Source organism: Streptomyces sp. NPDC007896 (genome assembly GCF_042959425.1).
GTDB lineage: Bacteria > Actinomycetota > Actinomycetes > Streptomycetales > Streptomycetaceae > Streptomyces.
On sequence record NZ_JBIBKX010000004.1, the window covers coordinates 393,653 to 406,167 of the forward strand.

Sequence of the window (12,515 nt, forward strand, 5' to 3'; positions counted from 1 at the left end):
CGCCCACCCGCTCTCGACGCCGGGGGCCTACTCCTCGTCGTCCTCGTCGTCCAGCCGCGCCAGCCACGTCGCCAGCCGCTCCACCGGCACCTCGAAGTCCGGATTGAGGTCGACGAACGTACGCAGCTGCTCGGCGAGCCACTCGAAGGTGACCTCCTCCTCGCCGCGCCGCTTCTCCAGTTCCTCGATGCCACGGTCGGTGAAGTACATGGATGGTGCTCCGTCGCTGAAAGTGAAGGGGAACGCTGAGAAAAGGATAAGTGGGCCCACGGGGCGCCCGAAGGGCCTCGAACCCTGTATCACCGCCGGAACGGTGGCACAGGGAAGGGCCCGGCCTCCGGTGTTCTCGGAGGCCGGGCCCTTCACCGGACTTGAGTGGATCGAGGGCTACGCCTCGAACACCTCACGCACCAACTGCTCCTGCTCGGCCTGGTGCCGCTTCGCCGAGCCCACGGCCGGGGACGAGCCGGCCGGGCGGGAGATGCGGCGCAGCCGCTCGGCACCCGGGATGTCGGCGCCGACGGCCAGGTCCAGGTGGTCGATCAGGTTGAGCGCGATGAAGGGCCACGCGCCCTGGTTCGCCGGCTCCTCCTGGGCCCACAGGTACTTCTCGGCGTTCGGGTACTTGGCGATCTCCGCCTGGAGCTCGGCACCCGCGAGCGGGTACAGGCGCTCGATGCGGATGATCGCCGTGTCCGTGACGCCGCGCTTCTGCCGCTCGGCCTCGAGGTCGTAGTACAGCTTGCCGGCGCAGAAGACGACCTTGCGGACCGCCGTGGCCTCGACCGAGTCGTCGCCGATGACGGGGCGGAAGGCGCCCGTGGTGAACTCCTCCGTCTTCGACGCGGCGGCCTTGAGACGCAGCATCGACTTCGGGGTGAAGACCACCAGCGGCTTGTGGTGCGGGTTGTGAACCTGCCACCGCAGGAGGTGGAAGTAGTTCGACGGGAGCGTCGGCTGGGCGACCGTCATGTTGTTCTGCGCGCACAGCTGCAGGAAGCGCTCGATACGGGCCGAGGAGTGGTCCGGTCCCTGGCCCTCGTAGCCGTGGGGGAGGAGGAGCGTGACGCCGGACGTCTGGCCCCACTTCTGCTCCGCGGCCGAGATGTACTCGTCGACGACCGTCTGCGCGCCGTTGACGAAGTCGCCGAACTGCGCCTCCCACATCACGAGGGCGTCCGGGCGGGCCAGCGAGTAGCCGTACTCGAAGCCCATGACCGCGTACTCGGAGAGCAGGGAGTCGTAGACGTTGTAGCGGGCCTGGTCGTCGGAGAGGTACTGGAGCGGGGTGAAGTCCTCGCCCGTGACCCGGTCGATCAGGACCGCGTGGCGCTGTCCGAAGGTGCCGCGGCGGGAGTCCTGACCCGACAGCCGGACCGGGGTGCCCTCCAGGAGGAGGGAGCCGATGGCGAGGGTCTCGCCCATGCCCCAGTCGATCGTGCCGTCCTCGATCATCGCCGCCCGGCGCTGCAGCTGCGGCAGCAGACGCGGGTGGACGGTGACGTTGTCGGGGATGTTGACCTGGGACTCGGCGATCCGCTTCACGACCTCCTGGGAGACCGCGGTCTGCACGGCCACCGGGAACTGCGCCTGCGGGTCCGAGATCTGCACCTCGGCCCCCTGCGAGACGGCCTCGCGGACCTCGGTGAAGACCTTCTCCAGCTGGCCCTGGAAGTCCTGCAGCGCCTGCTCGGCCTCTTCGAGGGTGATGTCGCCGCGGCCGATCAGGGACTCGGTGTAGAGCTTGCGCACCGAGCGCTTCTTGTCGATCAGGTCGTACATCAGCGGCTGCGTGAACGCCGGGTTGTCCGACTCGTTGTGCCCGCGACGGCGGTAGCAGATGAGGTCGATCACGACGTCCTTGTTGAACGCCTGGCGGAACTCGAAGGCCAGACGAGCGACGCGGACGACGGCCTCGGGGTCGTCGCCGTTCACGTGGAAGATCGGCGCCTCGATCATGCGGGCCACGTCGGTGGCGTACATGGAGGAGCGCGAGGACTCCGGGGCGGCGGTGAAGCCGACCTGGTTGTTGATGACGATGTGGACCGTGCCGCCGGTGCGGTAGCCGCGCAGCTGCGACATGTTCAGCGTCTCGGCGACCACACCCTGGCCCGCGAAGGCCGCGTCACCGTGCAGGGCGACCGGCAGGACGGTGAAGTCCGTGCCGCCCTTGTTGATGATGTCCTGCTTGGCGCGGGCGATGCCCTCGATGACCGGGTCGACCGTCTCCAGGTGGGAGGGGTTGGCGGCCAGCGAGACCTTGATCTGCTCGCCGTCCAGGCCCGTGAAGGTGCCCTGGGCGCCCAGGTGGTACTTCACGTCGCCGGAGCCGTGCATCGACTTCGGGTCGAGGTTGCCCTCGAACTCGCGGAAGATCTGTGCGTACGACTTGCCGACGATGTTGGCGAGGACGTTCAGGCGGCCGCGGTGGGCCATGCCGATGACGACCTCGTCCAGGCGGGACTCCGCGGCGCTGTCGATGACGGCGTCGAGGAGCGGGATGACGGACTCGCCGCCCTCCAGGGAGAAGCGCTTCTGGCCGACGTACTTCGTCTGCAGGAAGGTCTCGAAGGCCTCCGCCGCGTTCAGGCGGCGCAGGATGCGCAGCTGCTCCTCGCGCTCCGGCTTGGAGTGCGGGCGCTCGACGCGGTCCTGGATCCACTTGCGCTGCTTCGGGTCCTGGATGTGCATGAACTCGATGCCGGTGGTGCGGCAGTACGAGTCGCGCAGCACGCCGAGGATGTCGCGCAGCTTCATCATCGACTTGCCGGAGAAGCCGCCGACCGCGAACTCGCGCTCCAGGTCCCACAGGGTGAGGCCGTGCTCGGTGATGTCGAGGTCGGGGTGCTTGCGCTGGCGGTACTCCAGCGGGTCGGTGTCGGCCATGACGTGGCCGCGGACCCGGTAGGAGTGGATCAGCTCGAAGACACGGGCGGCCTTCGTGACGTCGTCGTCGTGGCTGGCGTCGATGTCCTTGAGCCAGCGGACCGGCTCGTAGGGGATGCGCAGGGCCTCGAAGATCTCGTCGAAGAAGCCGTTCTCGCCGAGGAGGAGGTTCGCGACGATCCGGAGGAACTCGCCGGAGGCGGCGCCCTGGATCACCCGGTGGTCGTAGGTCGACGTGAGCGTCATGACCTTCGAGATGCCGAGCTTGTTCAGGGTGTCCTGGGAGGTGCCCTGGAACTCCGCCGGGTAGTCCATGGAGCCGACGCCCATGATGACCGACTGGCCGGGCATCAGGCGGGGGACGGAGTGGACGGTGCCGAGGCCGCCGGGGTTGGTCAGGGAGACCGTGACACCGGTGAAGTCGTCCATCGTCAGCTTGCCGTCGCGGGCGCGGCGGACGATGTCCTCGTAGGCCTGCCAGAACTCGAAGAAGTTCAGCGTCTCGGCCTTCTTGATGCCGGCGACGACGAGCTGGCGGTCGCCGTTCGGCTTCACCAGGTCGATGGCGAGGCCGAAGTTGACGTGCGCGGGCTTGACGAGGGTCGGCTTCCCGTCCTTCTCCGCGTAGTGCCAGTTCATCGACGGCATGGCCTTGATGGCCTGCACCATCGCGTAGCCGATGAGGTGGGTGAAGGAGATCTTCCCGCCCCGGGCGCGCTTCAGGTGGTTGTTGATGACGATGCGGTTGTCGAAGAGCAGCTTCACCGGGACCGCGCGCACGGACGTGGCCGTGGGCAGCTCCAGGGAGGCGTTCATGTTCTTCGCGACGGCACCGGCGGGACCACGCAGCGTCACGTACTCGGGACCCTCGGGGGCCCCGGTCGCGGGCTCGGCCTTCGGCTTCGCGGCGGCCGGAGCGGCCTTCACGGGAGCCGGGGCGGCGGCAGCGGGCTTCGGCGCCGCCGGAGCGGCCGCGGGAGCGGCGGCCTGGGCGGGCGCAGAAGCCGCAGGAGCGGCCTGGGCCGGGGCCGCGGGCGTCGAGGGCGCGGCAGGGGCTGCCGGAGCGGCAGGCGCGGCCTGAGGCGTTGCTGACGGGGTGGTGGTCCCTGCGGCCCCCGCGGCCGCAGTACCCGCCGAAGCCGAGGCGGCAGGGGCCCCCGGCTTGTAGTCGGCGAAGAAGTCCCACCAGGCTCGGTCTACCGAATTCGGGTCCTGGAGGTACTGCTGATAGATCTCGTCGACGAGCCACTCGTTCGCACCGAACGCGGCCGCGGGGTTCTTCCCGGCGGCTTGGTCATCGGTCGAGATGCTCGAGTTACTGGGGGACTGTGGCGACACGGCGGCAACCGCCCTCTTCCGCTTCACAAGGTGATGGACAGCGGGAATTAAGGCTACGCCCCCCTGGCCGAGAAGGTCAGGCCGGGCCGGTCCAACGTCGTGTAAGTCACATCGGAAAGCGTGTTTCGGGGAGGGAAATGGCGGGAAACAAGCGGGGTTTCGATCCGGAATGGGTACGTCGATTCAGGGTCGCGGTACGACTCACACGGCCCTGTGCCTGATCACACGTGTCCACGAGCACGGGACGACGGTGGATCTTGTGGCTCCGGTTCGAACTTTACGTCAACTTGGCAGAGAAGGAAGCCCTGGAAGGGTGACCTGGATCCGGCAGCCCCGCTGGGATTCGGCCACGCCGATCCGGCCGCCGTGCAGATCGACCGCCCAGCGGGCGATGGCGAGCCCGAGGCCCGTACCGCCGTCGCTGCCCGGGCCGTGCGGCGAGGGCACCCCGCCGCGGTTGAAGCGCTCGAAGACCCGGTGCCACTCCGACTGCGGAATCCCGGGGCCCTCGTCCAGGACCTCCAGGGCCAGTGACTCGGGGTAGTCGCCCCGCCGTGCCTTGACCGTCACCCGGCCGTGCGGCGGGCTGTGCTTGACCGCGTTGTCGATGAGATTCGCCACGACCTGGTGGATCCGCTCCGGGTCGGCGTGCGCGGTCAGCTCCGGCGGGGACACGTCGAGGTGCAGATGGACGTCGGTGCGGGTGTGGCTGCCGGAGCCGGAGGCGATGCCCGCGCGCGCGGAGGCGACCATGTTGGCCTCCTTGAGCACGCCGGACAGGTACGGCCACACCTCGAAACGGCGCCTGCGCAGGGGTACGACGCCGTTGTCCAGCCTGGAGAGGTCCAGCAGCGTCTCGACCAGCCGGCCCAGCCGCTCCGTCTGCTTCAGGGCCGTACGCATCGTTTCGGGGTCGGCGGCCGAGACGCCGTCCACGACGTTCTCCAGGACCGCGCGCAGGCCCGCGATGGGGGTGCGCAGCTCGTGCGAGACATTCGCCACGAGTTCCTTGCGCTGGCGGTCCTGGGCCTCCAGCTCGTCGGCCATGAGGTTGATCGTCTGGGCCAGGTCGCCCAGTTCGTCCCGCCGGTCGTCACGCACCCGGCGGGTGTAGTCGCCGTGCGAGATGGAGCGGGCGACCGTGTTCATCTCGTCCAGCGGCGCGGTGAGCGAATGGGCCACGAACTGCGTTATCAGCAGTGTGGCGATCATCGAGAAGACCGTGATGAAGCGGAGCTCCGTCTTGGTGTGCACCGCGATCATCGACAGACCCGTGGTGATGAGCACGGAGATGACGACCAGTGCGCCCAGCTTGGTCTTGATCGAGAAGGGGCGTACGGAGCCCCAGGACCCCTCGCCGCGGCCCGGCTCGCCGGGACCGCTCACGAGGCCCGTGGTTCTGCCCGATTCACCGAGCCCGCTCATGACATCAGCCCCCTACATGAGGTTCCTGGTCCCTGCGGAGACCCGGCTCAGGGAGTCGGGGTCTCCAGCGCGTAGCCCACGCCGTGGACGGTACGGATCCGCTCGGCACCGATCTTCCGGCGCAGTGCCTTGATGTGGCTGTCCACGGTCCGTGTGCCCGAGGCGTCCGCCCAGTCCCAGACCTCGGCCAGCAACTGCTCGCGGGAGAGTACCGCGCGCGGAGTGTTGGCGAGGCACACCAGGAGGTCGAATTCGGTGGGCGTGAGGTGCACGTCCTCCGAGCGCACCCGTACCCGGCGCTGTGCGTGGTCGATCTCCAGCTCGCCGAGGCGCAGGATCCCGCTGCGCGGTGTCGAGGCGGCCACCACGGCCCGCTCGACCCGGCGCAACAGGACGTGCACGCGCGCGGCCAGCTCGCGCATCGAGAACGGCTTGGTCATGTAGTCGTCGGCGCCGACGCCGAGCCCGACCAGCATGTCGGTCTCGTCGTCGCGCGCGGTGAGCATCAGCACCGGCACCGGGCGCTGGGCCTGCACGCGCCGGCAGACCTCCAGGCCGTCGAAGCCGGGCAGCATGATGTCGAGGATCAGCAGGTCGGGCTGCCAGGCCTCTGCTGTGTCGACGGCGGCCGGTCCGTCGCCCGCGGTTTGCACGAGGAATCCCTCGGCTCGCAGGCGGGCCGCGATGGCGTCGACGATCGTCGGGTCGTCCTCGACCACCAGCACGCGGCGCTGAGCGCCTGGCGTGGCCGCCGTGCCGTTGTGCGAGGTGTGTGTCTGCTCCATCGCCCGCCCCTGAAGTGTGCTTTCCGGAATCCGTGGGGTGATCCCATGACTGCGCTTGACGCTTGAATGATCTGCGCCAGGGAAGCAGGGTACGGGCAGTCACCTTCGCTCGGCTATCCAGGCCCGACCGCGAGATGGACGACGTCCGGAACGCCCCGGGCAACGGGGATCTCTTCGGTACGCACCTGGTGGAATCCGGCATTCCGCAGCGTTCCTTCAAATTCCGGAGAGGGCTGCGCCGACCACACGGCGAGTACCCCGCCCGGCTTCAACGCCCTTGCGCAGCTTGCCAGTCCGGCCGGTCCGTACAGCCCGGTGTTGTCCTCGGTGACGGTCCAGTCGGGCCCGTTGTCGATGTCGAGGCACAGTGCGTCGTACGTGTCGGAAGTCTCATTGACGTGAGCGAGCAGGTCGGATCTCACGATCTCGGTCCTGGGGTCGGCGAGCGCCGCCGCGGAGAGTTCGGCCAGCGGTCCGTCGCGGTGCCAGTCGATGACGGCCCCTTCGCGTTCGACGACGGTGATGTGGCCCCAGCGCGGGTCGGCGGCGGCGTGTGCCAGAGAGAACCCGACACCGAGCCCCCCGATCAGCACCTTCGGCTCCGCCCGCCCGTCCAGGGCGTCCAGTGCGGCGTCGACGAGCAGTCGCTCCGAGCGGCCGTCGGAGGTGTCCATCAGGAAGCACCCGTTGGCGATGATCTGGAGCAGTGCGCCGTGGCGCCGCAACACGACCTCGCCGTAGGGGCCTTCCCGGCGATCGATGACTACAGGGATGTCGTACGAGGCAGTCATGGCTCCCATCCTGGCACTTTCGCCAGGATGGGCAGCCGAATTAACCCTCAGGGGGTCAGAGGTTCAGTCCGTGCCCGTAGGAGAACACGGGGTCTTCGGTGGCGTCGGGGACGTCCGGCCGCGACGCCTCCACCGCCGCCATGGAGCGCGGCAGTTCGAACGGCAGTCGCCCCTGGGCCCGCGCCCGTCCGAAGGCGACGTCCAGGAGTGCCGTGTCGCTCGCGCCGTAGTCGGCGACCAGCGCGGCCGCCCTCGCGGCGATCTCGGGCCGAGAGGAAGAAGGACTCGAAGAGACCGCGGCGCTCCTCGTGGGGCGTGCGCAGGCGCAGCACCGCGAGGTCCGCGTCGACGGGATCGGGTACGACATTGCCCGCAAGCGCGAGCCGACGCCTCTCTCGTCGTCTCGCTGGGCGGGCAGCATCACCAAGGCGTCGCACGACCAGTGGGCGCTGGCCCGCCGCGGCCAGGGTGGTGCGGATCGCGGTGACGGGCTTCTTAAAGAAGGGGCTACTTGAGGAAGCGGATGTACTGGACGGCCAGTGCGTCCAGTACGGCGGCGACAGAAGAGGAACGGCGCACCGTAGGTGCCCCGTCTGCGTACTGCGGCGCGGCGAGGAGCACGACGTCGAGCGGTTCTTCGCCGTCGAGGCGCACTCGGCCGCCGAGTTCTTCGCCGCGCTGGTGGGACTCGCCGACTGCAACAGTCGGCGCCCGGGACGCACCAAGATGTTCAACGTTCTGCTCGCCGAGGCGGGCGATCCCGGCCACCCCGCCCACGCGTTCTTCGTGAAGCGCTACGCCGATCTCGTCGAGGTCGGCGCGGGCGCGCTGCGCGAGGCGGTCGCGAGCGGCGGCGCGGGGCCGCCGTCGGACGCACATACGGGCTGACTCGGACGTGTGTGCGGACACGGCGACCGCGGACGCCGTACGCGCTTATCAGGTTGCTATGAATCGCCTCCCACGTGGCGTCGGTCATAGACAGCGGCGCCGCGAGCCCCCAAGGGTGGGGCGGGACGGAAGGAGCCCCTCACCTTGGACCGGAGCACGACCGCGACGGCGACGGCAGTGGCGACGACCACGGCCCCGACGGCCTCCTCGGCCGATGCCGCGCTCAAGGACCCCCAGACGGGCTCGCTTCTCCTGGACGGAGTGCCGCGACAACGCGGCGCCACGGCCGTGCCGCCCGCCCCCCGCCCGGCGACCCCTGTACTCGCCCCTCGCGCCCCATCGGCTCCACCCGTCTCCCGCGCCCTCGCCCGGCTCCGGTCGCTCCGTCCCTGGCGGTTGCTGCCCACCCCCACCGGAACGCCCTTCACCTTCGGGTACGCGGCCGTGCTCACCGTCACCGCGATGGTCACCGACCACGCGGACCCCTCCCTCGTGCACGCCTTGCAGCAGGGGTCCAGCACCGACGTCGCGCACCTCATACGCGAGCCGGTGCTGGTGCTGCTGGCCAGCGCGCTGTGGATGGCGGGCGGGATCACCTCGCCGTACGCCATCGGGTTCGTGCTGGTGCTGACCGCGCTGGAGCGGCGGATAGGCGGCCTGCGGGCCGCCGGAGTCTTCCTGCTCGGGCATGTCGTGGCCACCCTGGCCACCGAGGTGCCCGTCGGCCTTTCCGTGCTGGCGGGAGACCTTCCCGACAGCTCCCTGCACCGCCTCGACTACGGCATCAGTTTCGGCGTGGCCACGAGCGTCGGCGCGCTCGCCGGGCTGCTGAGGCCCTGGCTGCGCTGGCCGCTGCTGGTCGTCTTCGGCTCGATGGTCGTCGGGGACCTGCTCGAATTCGCCGACCCGATGACGGACTGGGGGCATGTGATGTCCCTGGCGATCGGGGTGTCGACCTGGCCGCTGGTCCGGGGCTGGCGCCGCGCCCGTACGGCGGCGGCCTCCAGCCCCGGCGCCCCCGCCGTCGTACACACCGCTCAGACGCCTGACACCGTCGCCGCCTAGCATCCGGGGAGGTCGCGGCGGGTCGGGACCGGTCCGGTCCGGTCGGGTCGGGTCAGGTCGCCCGGGCCGCCGTCAGCTGTCGGGCCAGCTCCGGGACTCCGAGGCGGCGCTCCTGTTCCGCACTCGCCCCGTGGAGCCTCGCCGCCGTTCACCCCGCCGGGCAGCCGGCCCTGCCGGTCCAGGCGGAGGCCGCAGTACGAGGCCGTAGTACTCCGCGTACTGCTCGGTCTTGCCGATGTACGTCGCTCACCTGTGGATCGGTTGCTTGTCCTGGCGATTCCACCACCACTCGGCGAGCACATGGTCGCGGTCCCGGGTGCCGAGCAGCGAGTGGCCGTCCTGCGGGGTGTCCGGGTTGGCGTGATCGTGCGGTCTGAGACGTCGGGTGCGGTGCCGGATTGCGAAGCGATGGCCGGCGCCGCGGGCGCCCGCCTCTCGGCCGCCTCCTCGGACCCGTCCCTGCAGTGTGAAGGAGGCGGCTGTGAATGCGATTGCAGTGGTGTGGGGGTGCTCTTGCACTCTCGCGACCGCGTCGACCGGGCGCGGTCGCACGGGAAGGGACGGCGGGCCGACGGCGTTGACCGCACCACAGGCGTTCGCCGCGGGTTTGCGGCGGAGTGGCGCCGACCAAGAGGGAAGCGTGGCGGATACCCCGCTGACCTGCACAGATTTCTCTGTGGAGAGCGATCGCTCACAGCGAACAGACCCTGGGGAACAATCCGGGGCTCACGTGCATTGAGTCGGCATAGCTCAACTTGACTGCCTAGGGAGAGATAATGGCTTCGACGTCCACACCGCTCACCCTGCCCGTGTTGCCGCTCGACGACGAGGTCGTGCTGCCCGGGATGGTGGTTCCGCTGGACCTTAACGACGCCGATGTACGCGCCGCGGTGGAGGCCGCCCAGGCCGCCGCGCGGTCGGAGCCCGGCAAGCCGAAGGTGCTGCTGGTGCCACGCATCGACGGGGCGTACCCGAGCACGGGCGTGCTCGGCACCGTCGAGCAGGTCGGCCGACTGGCCGACGGCGACCCGGGCGCGCTGATCCGCGGCCGTGGGCGCGTGAAGATCGGCGCCGGGACGACCGGCCCTGGTGCCGCCCTGTGGGTCGAGGGCACCCGGGTCGACGAGACCGTGCCCGACCCGCTGCCCGGCCACGTCGCCGAACTGGTCAAGGAGTACAAGGCCCTCGCCACCAGCTGGCTGCGCAAGCGCGGCGCCTGGCAGGTCGTGGACCGCGTACAGGCCATCGACGACGTGTCCGCCCTTGCCGACAATTCCGGTTACTCCCCGTTCCTGAGCACCGAGCAGAAGGTCACGCTGCTGGAGACCGCCGACCCGGTCGCCCGGCTGAAGCTCGCCACCGAGCAGCTGCGTGAGCACCTCGCCGAGCAGGATGTCGCCGAGTCCATCGCGAAGGACGTCCAGGAGGGCGTCGACAAGCAGCAGCGCGAGTTCCTGCTGCGGCGCCAGCTCGAAGCCGTCCGCAAGGAACTGCGCGAGCTGAACGGCGACGCCAAGGAGGGCGAGGAGTCCGACGACTACCGCACCCGCGTCGAGGCCGCCGACCTCCCCGAGAACGTCCGTGAGGCCGCGCTCAAGGAAGTCGACAAGCTGGAGCGGTCCAGCGATCAGTCACCCGAGGGCGGCTGGATCCGGACCTGGCTCGACACCGTCCTGGAACTGCCGTGGAACGAGCGCACCGAGGACGAGTACGACATCCAGGGCGCCAAGGGCATCCTGGACGCCGAGCACGCCGGTCTGGAAGACGTGAAGGAGCGCATCACCGAGTACCTGGCCGTGCGCAAGCGGCGTTCCGAGCGCGGTCTCGGTGTCGTCGGCGGGCGGCGCGGCGGCGCGGTGCTCGCGCTCGTCGGTCCGCCCGGTGTCGGCAAGACCTCGCTCGGCGAGTCCGTCGCGCACGCGATGGGCCGCAAGTTCGTCAGGGTCGCGCTCGGCGGTGTACGGGACGAGGCCGAGATCCGTGGCCACCGGCGTACGTACGTCGGCGCGCTGCCCGGCCGTATCGTGCGCGCCATCAAGGAGGCCGGGTCCATGAACCCGGTGGTCCTGCTGGACGAGATCGACAAGGTCGGCTCCGACTTCCGCGGCGACCCCGCCGCGGCGCTGCTCGAAGTCCTCGACCCCGCCCAGAACCACACCTTCCGGGACCACTACCTGGAGGTCGAGCTCGACCTCAGCGACGTGGTGTTCCTGGCGACGGCCAACGTGCTCGAAGCCATCCCGGAGGCGCTGCTCGACCGTATGGAACTGGTCCGGCTCGACGGGTACACCGAGGACGAGAAGGTCGTCATCGCCCGTGACCACCTGCTGCCGCGTCAGCTGGAGCGGGCCGGTCTGGAGAAGGAGGAGGTCGCGCTCGACGAGAGCGCGCTGCGCAAGCTCGCCGGGGAGTACACCCGGGAAGCGGGCGTACGCAACCTGGAGCGGGCCGTCGCACGCCTGCTCCGCAAGGTCGCGGCGCAGCACGAACTCGGAGAGCGGAAGCTGCCCTTCACGGTGACCGACGCCGATCTGCGCGGGCTCATCGGACGGCCGCACCACGTGCCCGAGTCCGCCCAGGACCCGGCCGAGCGCCGTACCGCGGTGCCCGGTGTCGCCACCGGTCTGGCCGTGACGGGCGCCGGCGGTGACGTCCTCTTCGTGGAGGCGTCGCTGGCCGACCCGGAGACGGGCGCGGCCGGTCTGACCCTGACCGGTCAGCTGGGTGACGTGATGAAGGAGTCGGCGCAGATCGCGCTCTCCTTCCTCCGCTCGCACGGCGCCGAGCTGGAACTGCCGGTCGGCGACCTGAAGGACCGGGGCGTGCACATCCACTTCCCGGCGGGCGCGGTCCCCAAGGACGGTCCGAGCGCGGGCGTCACCATGACGACGGCGCTGGCCTCGCTCCTGTCCGGCCGACTGGTCCGCACGGACGTGGCGATGACGGGTGAGGTCTCACTGACCGGCCGTGTCCTGCCCATCGGCGGGGTGAAGCAGAAGCTGCTCGCCGCGCACCGGGCGGGTGTCACCACGGTCATCATCCCGAAGCGCAACGAGGCCGACCTGGACGACGTCCCGGCCGAGGTGCTGGAGAAGCTGGACGTCCGCGCCGTCACGGACGTCCGCCAGGTCCTGGAACTGGCGCTGACGCCGGCCATGAACGGTGCGACGCCGGAGGTTCCGGTAGCGGCGTGACGGACGCTGCCGGAAGGGAAGGCCCGGGTCCCGTGAGGGAGGCCCGGGCCTTCGCCGTGCCGTCAGCCGTTTCTGTCGGCTGTCAGCCGACATCGGCCGTCTGAAATCTGAAATCTGAAATCTGTCAGCTGAAATCTGTCAGC

Annotated in this window: 9 protein-coding genes; 3 read left to right on the forward strand and 6 right to left on the reverse strand. The window is 69.9% G+C overall.

Features of this window, described 5'->3' with window-relative positions:
- Positions 1 to 27: 27 nt before the first annotated feature.
- The 6 genes from ACFZDJ_RS16425 to ACFZDJ_RS16450 all read right to left on the reverse strand — a co-directional run bounded on the left by ACFZDJ_RS16425 (position 28) and on the right by ACFZDJ_RS16450 (position 7,592).
- On the reverse strand, positions 28 to 210 hold the full coding sequence (locus ACFZDJ_RS16425) for a DUF6104 family protein (RefSeq protein ID WP_005312030.1): 183 nt from the start codon (positions 208 to 210) through the stop codon (positions 28 to 30).
- 177 nt (positions 211 to 387) lie between these two features.
- Positions 388 to 4,224, reverse strand: coding sequence for a multifunctional oxoglutarate decarboxylase/oxoglutarate dehydrogenase thiamine pyrophosphate-binding subunit/dihydrolipoyllysine-residue succinyltransferase subunit (locus ACFZDJ_RS16430; protein WP_391059632.1), 3,837 nt, complete (start codon positions 4,222 to 4,224; stop codon positions 388 to 390).
- 282 nt (positions 4,225 to 4,506) lie between these two features.
- A complete protein-coding gene (locus ACFZDJ_RS16435) occupies positions 4,507 to 5,649 on the reverse strand; it encodes a HAMP domain-containing sensor histidine kinase (protein WP_248296980.1) in 1,143 nt (380 codons plus the stop codon).
- Between the two features lie 47 nt (positions 5,650 to 5,696).
- Positions 5,697 to 6,434, reverse strand: coding sequence for a response regulator transcription factor (locus tag ACFZDJ_RS16440; RefSeq protein ID WP_054236710.1), 738 nt, complete (start codon positions 6,432 to 6,434; stop codon positions 5,697 to 5,699).
- Between the two features lie 113 nt (positions 6,435 to 6,547).
- Positions 6,548 to 7,225, reverse strand: a complete 678-nt coding sequence (locus ACFZDJ_RS16445) for a spermidine synthase (RefSeq protein ID WP_168511119.1) — start codon at positions 7,223 to 7,225, stop codon at positions 6,548 to 6,550.
- 55 nt (positions 7,226 to 7,280) lie between these two features.
- Positions 7,281 to 7,592: a hypothetical protein gene (locus ACFZDJ_RS16450; RefSeq protein ID WP_391059854.1), complete on the reverse strand. Its 312-nt coding sequence runs from the start codon at positions 7,590 to 7,592 to the stop codon at positions 7,281 to 7,283.
- A gap of 116 nt (positions 7,593 to 7,708) precedes the next feature.
- Between ACFZDJ_RS16450 and ACFZDJ_RS16455 the strand changes: the two genes are divergently transcribed.
- The 3 genes from ACFZDJ_RS16455 (at position 7,709) to lon (ending at position 12,372) form a co-directional block, all read left to right on the forward strand.
- Complete coding sequence (locus tag ACFZDJ_RS16455) at positions 7,709 to 8,113, forward strand: hypothetical protein (protein WP_391059635.1); 405 nt, start codon at positions 7,709 to 7,711, stop codon at positions 8,111 to 8,113.
- Between the two features lie 144 nt (positions 8,114 to 8,257).
- A complete protein-coding gene (locus tag ACFZDJ_RS16460; protein WP_391059638.1) occupies positions 8,258 to 9,178 on the forward strand; it encodes a rhomboid-like protein in 921 nt (306 codons plus the stop codon).
- Between the two features lie 776 nt (positions 9,179 to 9,954).
- Positions 9,955 to 12,372 carry an endopeptidase La gene (gene lon / locus ACFZDJ_RS16465; RefSeq protein ID WP_391059640.1) on the forward strand — a complete coding sequence of 806 codons (2,418 nt, stop codon included), beginning with the start codon at positions 9,955 to 9,957 and terminating at the stop codon, positions 12,370 to 12,372.
- Positions 12,373 to 12,515 lie beyond the last annotated feature (143 nt).

Coding starts and splice junctions, on each gene's coding strand:
- ACFZDJ_RS16450 (WP_391059854.1), bottom strand. CDS start 7,592: ATGTCGTACCCGATCCCGTCGACGCGGACCTCGCGGTGCTGCGCCTGC.
- ACFZDJ_RS16445 (WP_168511119.1), bottom strand. CDS start 7,225: ATGACTGCCTCGTACGACATCCCTGTAGTCATCGATCGCCGGGAAGGC.
- ACFZDJ_RS16425 (WP_005312030.1), bottom strand. CDS start 210: ATGTACTTCACCGACCGTGGCATCGAGGAACTGGAGAAGCGGCGCGGC.
- ACFZDJ_RS16435 (WP_248296980.1), bottom strand. CDS start 5,649: ATGAGCGGGCTCGGTGAATCGGGCAGAACCACGGGCCTCGTGAGCGGT.
- ACFZDJ_RS16440 (WP_054236710.1), bottom strand. CDS start 6,434: ATGGAGCAGACACACACCTCGCACAACGGCACGGCGGCCACGCCAGGC.
- lon (WP_391059640.1), top strand. CDS start 9,955: ATGGCTTCGACGTCCACACCGCTCACCCTGCCCGTGTTGCCGCTCGAC.